Below are 7,482 nucleotides of genomic sequence, written 5' to 3'. Positions count from 1 at the left end.
GAGGCTTTTACACCTCTGCTTGAAGATACTATTTAATTAAATGTGAACCAGGGGGACTCTTATCTAAATGACATTGGAACCGTCCCCGCTGACTTACCTTTTTAATGCTTTACGGTATGAGTTTCTATGATATTTCTAACTGTTTTTTCAAGATGTGGCTTAAGGTCATTAAGGGATACAGGATCATTATACATAATGGAGCTGTAGCCGGTTGAACCAACAAGCTCTATTATAAGAAAGAGCATTACTTCCGGGTCTTGAAATTCAAGCTCGGACTCTTCAAGCATTTTCCTGTAAACTTCTCCAAAGTCAACGTCCTCACTGTGAGTAGGTGAAGTGAGAGCTTTTTTGAATACCGCCCAGGAAAGGTCTTTATATATGAAAGCAAGAAGCCCCTTGTTGGCTTCAAGCTCATCCAAAACATAGTCCATTATAAATATAAGTCTGTCTTCAAAGCCTTCAATTCCGGCATCTCCGAGAGCTTCATAGGCTTTCATAAAGAGTTGACTGGATTTGTGGGCGATGAGTCTGTTCCTTATATCATATTTATCTTTAAAATAAAGATAGAAGGTTCCCTTGGCAACGCCTGCCTTATTAACGATATCTGAAATGGAAGTCTTGTTTATTCCCTGTGAAGTGAAAAGTTCAAAGGAAGTATTGAGAAGATTTTCCATTTTTAATTTCTTATTATCTGCTGCTTTTCCCATTTTTATATCCTCGTTTTCATAATTCTAACATATGACAAAGTATGCTGCAATCTGCATAAATTCAGAGATACAGCCCTTTTTGATAACCGACGGAATAGTGTAGAAAAATTTTTTACAAAAAATATTGACCGTTGGTCATATTCATGTTATACCATAATATATAAAAAATGACTAGCGGTCAATAAACTATTTCATAAAAAATGGTTCCGCTTGAAATAAAAATGAATCAACAAAAAGGGAGGCAGTTTGTTATGAATAAGCTTTCACATTTAATTGTAAAGCTAAGATATGTTATACTGATAGTGGCAATAGCACTTCTAGTTCCATCCGCGATCGGCTATTTTAACACAAGAGTCAATTACGATATCCTTACTTATTTACCGAAGGATATCGAGACCATGAAAGGTCAGGATATCCTGCTTGACCAGTTCGGAACAGGCTCTTTTGTCCTATATGTAGCTGAGGGCATGGAGGAAAAAGATGTTGCGAATCTTAAATCAAAAATCGAAAATGTGGACCACGTTGCAGATGTAATCTGGTACGACTCCGTAATGGACTTGTCAGTTCCAATGGAGATGCTTCCAACAGAAGTCTACGATGCCTTTAATAGCGATGACGCCACAATGATGTTCGTTGTATTTGATGAAGGAACATCATCAGATGGAACAATGCAGGCCATTGAGGACATCAGAAAGATTTCCGACAAGCAGTGCTTTATGAGCGGCATGAGCGCCATCGTAACAGATACCAAGAACATGGCAGAAAAAGAGACACCTATATATGTAGGAATCGCAGTACTTCTTGCAGTGATAGTTCTTTCACTGACAATGGATTCCTATCTGATACCTCTTTTCTTCCTTTTAAGTATTGGAATGTCAATCGTTTACAACATGGGTACCAACGTCTTTAAAGGAGAGATTTCTTTTATCACCCAGTCACTGAGTGCAGTACTTCAGCTGGGAGTTACACTTGACTATTCAATATTCCTGTGGCACAGCTACCAGGAAGAGCTTGAAAGAAATGATGACAAAAAGGATGCAATGGCAAACGCTATTTCAGCGACCTTCACATCAGTTCTTGGAAGTTCAATAACGACAGTTGCAGGTTTTATAGCACTTATGTTCATGAGCTTTACACTTGGACTTGACCTGGGAATTGTAATGGCTAAGGGCGTTATATTTGGTGTTATCGGATGCGTAACAATCCTTCCAAGTATGATCCTTGTCTTTGACAACCTCATTGAAAAGACAAAGCATAAGCCTTTGATGCCGGAATTTAACAGAATTCCAAAGTTTGTTGCAAAGCATTACCTTGCTTTCCTTGCTATATTTCTTGTTCTTTTGTATCCGGCAATTTACGGAAATAATCACACAAGTGTTTATTATGACCTGACACAGACTTTGCCAGACAGCCTTGAGAGTGTTCAGGGTGCCAACGAAGTTGATGAGAAGTTTGAGATGAATTCAGCGTACATGCTTCTTGTTGATAAGAACCTCGATTCAGCATCCATGAATCAGATGATAAAAGAGCTGAAAAATACAGACGGAATTTTAGCAGTACTCGGCACAGATTCATTACTTGGTCCCGCACTTCCAAGAGAGTTCATTCCTGAGGATGCACTTGATAAGCTCGAGAGTGACGAGTGGAAGATGGTTCTTTTAACAACTGATTACAAGATAGCTTCTGATGAAATAAATGCTCAGATCAATCAGGTTGATAAGATTGTTAAGAGTTATGATCCAAAGGCTATGGTAGTTGGTGAGGCGCCTTGTACAAAGGATCTGATCAATATTACAAATCATGATTTCAACGTAGTTAATACAGTTTCAATCGGGCTTGTATTTTTGATCATAGCCTTCGTTCTTAAGTCTGTATCACTTCCATTTATACTTGTTGCGGTAATTGAGTTTGCTATCTTTGTTAACATGGGACTTCCGTTCTATACAAAGACAACAATTCCTTTCATCTCATCAGTCGTAATCGGAACCATTCAGCTGGGAGCAACAGTTGACTATGCGATCCTTATGACAACCAGATACCTCAATGAGAGAAAGAACGGACATGACAAGAAAGAGGCAACGTTGATAGCTCTTTCAACAAGTATGAAATCAGTAATTGTCAGTGCTCTTTCATTCTTTGCAGCGACATTCGGAGTTGGACTTATCTCTAGTATCGATATGATCGGTTCACTCTGTAACCTGATGGCAAGAGGAGCAATCATCAGTATGTTCACAGTTCTTTTGGTACTGCCAGCAATGTACATGCTTTTCGACTGGCTCATTGTTAAGACAACCTTCGGCATGAAGGGGGTTGAGGCTGTTCACCATGAGCACCATCATTTTGGGGATTTTATCCATCATGTGGCATGAGCTGAGAGGACTTGGCGAGGTTTTTTTCGAGCCTAGTCCGAACGTGTTCTGGCGAGGCTTTAGCCGAGAGCAGAACTTCATTAGCTCAGATTTAATATAAAAAATAAAGAGGAGAAATTAGTCATGATCAGAAAAAGTTTAATGAAATCATTTTCAGTTATAATGGCAGCAATGCTTGCTATGATGTCAGTAGCATGCGGAGCCAATACAGTTACAGATGAGACTGCAGCAGTTGAGACACAGGCTGAGTCAGAGATTGAAGAGAGTATGGTAACAAATTCAGCTGTTGCTTCAAGTGAGTCCGAGGCCGGCAAGGTTGAGACCGTATATGTTAAGACAGATGCCAATGGTGCAGTAAACGATGTCATCGTTAGCGAGTGGCTCAAGAATGCAGATGCATCAAGCGAGATGTCAGATACAACAGAACTTAAAGATATCGTAAATGTAAAGGGTTCGGAAACTTTCACAGATAACGGTGACGGAACACTTACCTGGAATGCTTCAGGTGCAGACATCTACTATCAGGGAACAACAGACAAAGAGCTTCCTGTTAATATGAAGATCACATACACACTTGATGGAAAAGAGATTTCTCCTGAGGAACTTGCTGGTAAGAGCGGAAAAGTTACAATTCGTTTCGACTATGAGAATAAAGAAAAACAGACTGTAGAAGTAAACGGAAAAGAAATTGAAGTTTACACACCATTTGCAATGGTTTCAGGTATGATGCTTGATTCAGAGAAGTTCTCAAACGTAGAGATCTCAAACGGTAAGGTTATTTCAGATGGCGGCAACTACGTGGTTATGGGTGTTGCAGTTCCCGGCCTTAAAGAATCTCTTGATATAGACGATGAGAAGTGGGAAGAACTTAACGAAGACGGTGATCTTGATGAGAAACTCACAAATCATTTCGAAGTAACTGCTGATACAACAGATTTCGAACTTGGCATGACGATCACAATGGCAAGTTCAGATATCCTTTCAGACTTTGGCTTAACTGATCTTTCTGATTCCGACAAGCTGGATGATCTTAAGGATGACATGAGCGAGCTTAATGATGGTTCAACAAAGCTTGTTGATGGCAGCAAGGAGCTTAAGGATGGTACATCAGATCTTCGCGACGGCGTAACAGAGCTCTACGATGGAACAAAAGAACTCAAAGATGGAACAAAGGACCTGAAGGACGGCACAGGCAAGCTCTATGATGGAAGCGGCTCATTATATGATGGAGTTGTTAAGTATACTGATGGTGTAGGTAAGGTTGACGATGGCGCAGCGAAACTTGCTGATGGAGCATCAGCTGCCAAGGATGGTTCCACAAAGCTTAAGGAAGGTCTTGCAAGTGCTAAGACAGGTGCTACAACTCTTGCAGCCGGTTCAAAGCATTTTAGTGATCTTCTTACAGCTAAGCTTGGCGGATTTGATGAGACTAAGATAAAAGAGCTGACAACACAGCTTGAGGAACTTAAGACTCAGAGCGCAATGTACCATGCAGCATATAACTACCTTACTTCCGGAGGAGAGTGTTCAGATGAGCTTTACGCTTTCATAAATACACTTGCAGGTGGAAAGATTGAAAGTAAAAAACAGCTTGCAGAGATGGTCGAGGCTGGAAAATCCACACTTCAGGCTACATCAACAACATCAGTTACTACGGAGGCAAATGGTGATAATCTTGAACAGGATGTAGAAACAGATACAATTACCAATCCTGAAAATGATACTGATGACGAAGATATCGAAGAAACAGAAGAAGTAACAAACGATACAGAAGAAGTTAAGGAAAATACTGAAATAACAACAGAAACAACTACCACAGATACAACGACTACAGACACAACAACAGAAACAACTACCACAGATACAACAATATCAGGCACAGCTACTGAAACAACCCCAGAAACAACAACTTCTGAGACAACTGAAGGTACAAATACAGCAGATTTAATTGGAGAATCAAAGGTTTCAACTACAGGAACAACCGTTACTCTTAGTTTGGAAGACCTTGAGAATGATTCACTTGGCCAGTATTACACAGATGAAGAGATTGCCGCAATGCTTGAGGAGAGCAAAGCTCTTTCTGATGAAGAAAAAACCAAAATTGCTTTAGAATATGTAGCAACTCATAAATCGGGTGTTTTTGCATTGATGACCAGTGATGATATGGTAAATGCTATTAAGAGCAATCCTGACAAAATGGCTGAAGCAGTAAAAAAACTTGATCCGGTTACATTGGGGAAGCTTATCCTTAATGTTGATGATTCAACTCTTGGAGCAATTATAGCAAATATGGACACAGATACACTTGTATCTATCATGTCAACAATGGATGAATCAAAGATTGCGTCACTTTTAGCTAGTTCTGCAATGCAGGCTAAGCTAGCGAGCATTCTTAATACCACAGAAGGACAGGCAGCACTTGCTCCGATAATGACTCCTGCTATAAAAGAACAGGTGATGAAGAATGCGCCTGTATTCACATCCTATGGCCAGCTTGTAGGTGCTACAAAGGCAGGTTATACAGCAATTGATCAGGTCCTTGCAAAGGTTCAGGCATCAGGCCTTGATGTTTCATCACTTGGCAAAATTCAGGAAGCGGTAGCAGCAGCTAAGCAGATAGCAGATGGTAGCGCAGCTCTTTCAAGTGGTATCAATCAGCTCTATGATGGAGCAGGAACTCTTGAAGATGGTCTTGGACAGCTTAGCAGTGGTGCTTCACAGCTCCATGATGGAACCAAGGAACTTGTTTCAAACAACAATGCACTTGTTGATGGAGCATATCAGCTCAACGATGGTGCAAGACAGCTTGATGATGGCGCTGGTAAACTTAACGACGGTGCAATTAAGCTTAATGATGGTGTAGGCGAACTCAACGACGGTGCTATCAAACTTGATGATGGTGTTCAGGAACTCCTTGATGGCGTTATCAAGCTTGACGAAGAGGGTATCAAGAAGCTCTACGAAGCATTCGATGGAGACCTTACAGAGTTTGCTGATAGAATGACAGCAATCAAAGAGGCAGGCGAGAGCTACACATCATTTGGCGGTGCAAGTGAGGACGTTGACAGCAGCGTTAAATTTATCATCAAGACAGATGCAATTAAGTCTCTCTAATAATTGATATTTAAGAATAGTTAAAGACTATAAAGAGGATTCTTGTGTAAGCAATATGCTTATCAAGAATCCTCTTTCTAATCTACATCATCAGTATTTACTTTCTAAGCATAAAAGCACGAACGACATTAATGCCAATCTTATATGGAAGTGGACGAAGTACTTTATCTGCTTCCTTTATCTTTTCTCTGATAGGAATGCTCTGTGGGCAGTGCTGCTCACACTTTCCACAGCCGATGCACTGAGTGGCAAATGCAGGTTTTTTCTTCAGACCAACAGTCTGGGCATATTCAAACCTTGCAGCAGATTTGCTTTCAAGTGCAGTCATATTGTAGACCCTAAATAGTGCCGGAATGTCTACTCCTTTTGGACATGGCATACAGTATCTGCAGCCAGTGCAGCCAACAAGTTCTGATTCAGAGATGATAGCTTTTACTTTTTCTATTACTTCAAAGTCATCCTTGGTAAAAGAGCCTGCTTTTGCGTCGTAAGCTATTCGGCAGTTTTCCTGTACCATCTCTACTGAATTCATTCCTGAAAGAACGCAGGTTACTTCAGGCTGATTCCAAAGCCAGCGAAGTCCGTATTCTGCAGGTGAATATCCGCTTGGACTTGTTGCAATCAGAGCTTTTGCCTTCTGAGGAAGAAGATTAACAAGTTTTCCGCCACGAAGAGGCTCCATTATTACTACAGGAATGTTCTTTTGGGCAGCATGTTCAAGGCCTTTGCGTCCTGCCTGTGAGTGCTCGTCCATGTAATTGTACTGGATCTGACAGAAATCCCAATCATAGGCATCGAGAATCTCAATGAAATCTTCAGTGTTTCCGTGATAGGAGAAGCCTATATTCCTGATCTGACCGCTCTTTTTCTTTTCCTCAATCCATTCTTTTACGCCAAGACCAACCAGTTTATCCCACTGATTGCTTGCTGTCATGTGATGCATGAGGTAGTAATCCACATAGTCGGTGCGAAGCCTTTTGAGCTCTTCGTTAAAATACCTGTCTAGAGCATTTCTGCTTCCGACAAGATACTGTGGAAGCTTTGTTGCTATGTTTACTTTTTCTCTGATATGGTTGCGCTCAAGTATCTCACCAAGAGCAGCTTCACTTCCGGGATAAACATAGGCTGTATCATAGTAGTTCACACCGGCTTCGAAAGCGGTCATGATCTCTTTTTCAGCTTTATCGATGTCAATTCCGGTAGGACCACTTGTAAATCGCATGCAGCCATAGCCTAAAATGGAAATTGGTTCCCCTTTTTTATTTTTTCTGTACTCCATAAGAAATCTCCCT

4 protein-coding genes are annotated in these 7,482 nt (G+C 40.8%); 2 read left to right on the top strand and 2 right to left on the bottom strand.

What is annotated here, in order from left to right:
- Positions 1–101: 101 nt before the first annotated feature.
- Positions 102–707, bottom strand: a complete 606-nt coding sequence (locus tag E7303_RS17705) for a TetR/AcrR family transcriptional regulator (RefSeq protein ID WP_292146786.1) — start codon at positions 705–707, stop codon at positions 102–104.
- A gap of 251 nt (positions 708–958) precedes the next feature.
- On the opposite strand from E7303_RS17705, the gene E7303_RS17700 reads away from it, so the two are divergent.
- Positions 959–3,076 carry an efflux RND transporter permease subunit gene (locus E7303_RS17700; RefSeq protein ID WP_292146785.1) on the top strand — a complete coding sequence of 706 codons (2,118 nt, stop codon included), beginning with the start codon at positions 959–961 and terminating at the stop codon, positions 3,074–3,076.
- Positions 3,077–3,199: 123 nt separating this feature from the next.
- On the top strand, positions 3,200–6,190 hold the full coding sequence (locus E7303_RS17695) for a hypothetical protein (protein WP_292146783.1): 2,991 nt from the start codon (positions 3,200–3,202) through the stop codon (positions 6,188–6,190).
- A 97-nt stretch (positions 6,191–6,287) separates the two neighbouring features.
- Here E7303_RS17695 and E7303_RS17690 read toward each other — a convergent pair whose 3' ends face one another.
- The gene (locus E7303_RS17690; protein WP_292146782.1) at positions 6,288–7,469 is read right to left on the bottom strand and encodes an aldo/keto reductase; all 1,182 of its coding nucleotides are present in this window, start codon (positions 7,467–7,469) and stop codon (positions 6,288–6,290) included.
- Between the last annotated feature and the right edge of the window lie 13 nt (positions 7,470–7,482).

Source organism: Butyrivibrio sp. (assembly GCF_015056685.1).
In the GTDB taxonomy this organism is placed as follows: domain Bacteria; phylum Bacillota; class Clostridia; order Lachnospirales; family Lachnospiraceae; genus Butyrivibrio.
This window is presented reverse-complemented; position numbering and strand designations above follow the sequence as displayed.

What these genes read in the sequence shown, in the direction of transcription:
- E7303_RS17705 (WP_292146786.1), bottom strand. Translation starts at nt 707, where the DNA reads ATGGGAAAAGCAGCAGATAATAAGAAATTAAAAATGGAAAATCTTCTC.
- E7303_RS17700 (WP_292146785.1), top strand. Translation starts at nt 959, where the DNA reads ATGAATAAGCTTTCACATTTAATTGTAAAGCTAAGATATGTTATACTG.
- E7303_RS17695 (WP_292146783.1), top strand. Translation starts at nt 3,200, where the DNA reads ATGATCAGAAAAAGTTTAATGAAATCATTTTCAGTTATAATGGCAGCA.
- E7303_RS17690 (WP_292146782.1), bottom strand. Translation starts at nt 7,469, where the DNA reads ATGGAGTACAGAAAAAATAAAAAAGGGGAACCAATTTCCATTTTAGGC.